The 2522-nt window shown below is 61.5% G+C and carries 1 protein-coding gene and 2 pseudogenes; 1 reads left to right on the forward strand and 2 read right to left on the reverse strand.

What is annotated here, in order from left to right; all coding sequences use genetic code 11:
• Window positions 1-273: 273 nt before the first annotated feature.
• On the forward strand, window positions 274-1020 hold the full coding sequence (locus tag EET03_RS21700) for a class I SAM-dependent methyltransferase (protein ID WP_208649116.1): 747 nt from the start codon (window positions 274-276) through the stop codon (window positions 1018-1020).
• Between the two features lie 523 nt (window positions 1021-1543).
• Here the strand turns inward: EET03_RS21700 and EET03_RS21710 are convergent.
• Together EET03_RS21710 and EET03_RS21715 are read right to left on the reverse strand one after the other, a co-directional pair.
• Window positions 1544-2073: pseudogene (locus EET03_RS21710) on the reverse strand (transposase); the annotation flags it as partial.
• 342 nt (window positions 2074-2415) lie between these two features.
• Window positions 2416-2522, reverse strand: a pseudogene (locus EET03_RS21715) (IS982 family transposase); the annotation flags it as partial.

A 2522-nucleotide genomic window follows, 5' to 3' on the forward strand; every position in this document is an offset into this window, starting at 1 on the left:
CACAAGCGCAGGGGATGTTGTTCCGCTACATCGACGGATGGTACAACCCACGTCGCATCCAAGAAGGCCTCGACGGACTCTCACCCGACGAGTACGAAGCTGCCTGGAAGACCAGCCAGCAGCAGCATGACCCCCAAGCGAGCTACCCTCCAACTCGAGGGAGTCGGTCCCAGATAGAAAAGTCTCCGGGAAACCGGGGGAGGTCTACAATGCCGCTACCGTTTGGGTCACGGACGGGAAGCCGGTCGTCAACGAAACCCGCGGAGGACCAAGTTGAGTACTGGGACGGAGTTGAAGACCGTCGACACCTACAACGAGGAAGTGACACTCGTTTCGTCGATCATCAAAGGTCTCGGCGGCCCACTGGAGATCCTCGAAGCCGGTTGCGGGCTCGACTGGCCACTGGATCTCGAAGGCGTCGACTGTCGGCTGACCGGTATCGACCTCGATGCTGATGCGCTTCAAAGCCGTATCGACAAGATGGGAGACCTGGACGAGGCGATCATCGGCGATCTGACGGTGCCGGCGACCATTCCGGCCGGCCGCTACGACGTCATCTACAACTCGTTCGTGCTCGAGCACATACCTGACGCCGAGGGCGCGCTGGTGAACATGCTCAACGGGCTCAAGCCGGATGGGCTTCTGGTACTGCGGATCCCCGACAGGGACTCGGTATACGGCTGGACCGCAAGGCGCCTGCCCTTCGGGGTTCATATCGCGTATTACCGGTACTTCGTTCGCTATCCCCACGCTGGAAAACCGGGTCACTCGCCGTTTCCCACCTACTATGCGCCCCTCATTTCCCGTGACGGGATACGCGACTTCTGCAACAGAAATGGATGCTCAATCTTGGAAGAGCGCGGCCATACCTACTATGTGCGCGGCACCGGCGCTCGGGTCCGGGTGACTCGGGCATACGCGAAAGCCTTGTCGGCCTTGTCGTTTGGTGCTCTAGCGTGGCGGCACAACAATCTCACCTACGTCATACGCAAGTCGCGGCCCGGCCAGATCGACGGATGACCCGACTTGGCTTACGATTCACAGCTCGACATCACTGGAACCTGCTGACCCGTGAGTTTGCTTCGTGACGCGTCTAAAATTGTGCACTAGAACGCAGAGTTCCGGCGCGCTGCGGGAGTCTTCATGGCGGGCCGGTCGCTCAGGAGCACTTGGACGCGAAGAAGCGAATCGGGGGGCTACTCCGAACTACGAAGGCGCGCAACATAACTCAATCTGAACCGAGTTCTGCTCCTGCTGGTCTGTATTGCTCTGTAGTCACATTCGCAACACTGGCCTCTGCCGGAGGCGAGGGCCGCCCTGCCCAGCTACGCGCGACAAGTCGGTTTTTGCAGGTCAACGCCACCTCCCAACCCGAACGGCCACGGACAACTTGGGAACAACACCGCAGGTCAGGCGATTGTCGCTAAGAGCCGGGCAGATCGGGTGTCGCTCGGCGCAGCGACGCATGTGACTGTTGTGACCGCGCGATGTACCGATTTATGGTCGCACCAATTTGAGCCAAGACATCCCTGGAAGTTGATTGTCAAGCAGCGACGATGTGTCGATGGGCCCATGCCATGTTCCGGTCGTATCGGGTTCGGGCGTTGAGGCAGCCGTGGAGGATACCGACGAGCCGGTTGGCGACCTGGCGGAGAGCGGCGTTGTGCTTGGTGCCGCGGGCGCGGAGCTGGTCGTAATAGCTGCGGACTTCGGGGTCGTGCAGAATCGCGCAGGAGGCCTGTCCCTGGAGAGCGTCGACGAGCCGATCGTTGTGAATGTAGCGGGCCGCGACGATCTGCATGCTCCCAGATTGCCGGGTGGTCGGACTGGTCCCTGCATAGTTCTTGCGATCCTTGGAGCTGCAGTAACGGCCTGGGGCATCGCCGAATTCTGCAAGCACCCGGGCACCGAGGATCGGCCGAGACCGGGTTGGCGGCTGGTCAACGACAGGTCGACCGTGTCGCAGACCGCCAGGATCGCGGGGAAGTACTCTCGCAGCGCGGCCCGAAGCCGCAGCATGTGCCGGGTTCGCTCCCAGATCATCGTCTGATGCGCGCGGACCACGACCTTCACCCTGCTCGTCCTGGACCTCCACATCGTGGTGATCTTCTGCCCAGTCATCTCCGATGAACAACATCCCCAGCACCTCCTAGCCTCGACAATCGGTGTCTGTCGTCCGGCACCCGAGCCGAGGAGGAGTACCCGCGGACTAATGGACCAGTGCTCACGACCCCCAGCGAACAGAGCCGGCACGACATCCCAACAGCGATCGACCTCCTGGCACACCACCGGGGGCACGGCCTTAGCTCAGGGCTCCGAACACACCCAGTCAGGAGGAGTGCTCACCCGGCAGCGGCTACCAACGACCAAGTCTGCCGCACGCTTTGCGCCTAGATGAGTAATTCCCAACCTTGGTCAGTGGTCGTAGGCGATCAGTGACCTCTTGACTGGGCTGTTGATCTTCCAGTTGTGCCAGATCACAGCGGCAAGGGCGAGGAGGCGCTGGGCGACGCGGGCGTAGA

The sequence above is a fragment of the Mycobacterium innocens genome (genome assembly GCF_900566055.1).
GTDB lineage: Bacteria > Actinomycetota > Actinomycetes > Mycobacteriales > Mycobacteriaceae > Mycobacterium > Mycobacterium innocens.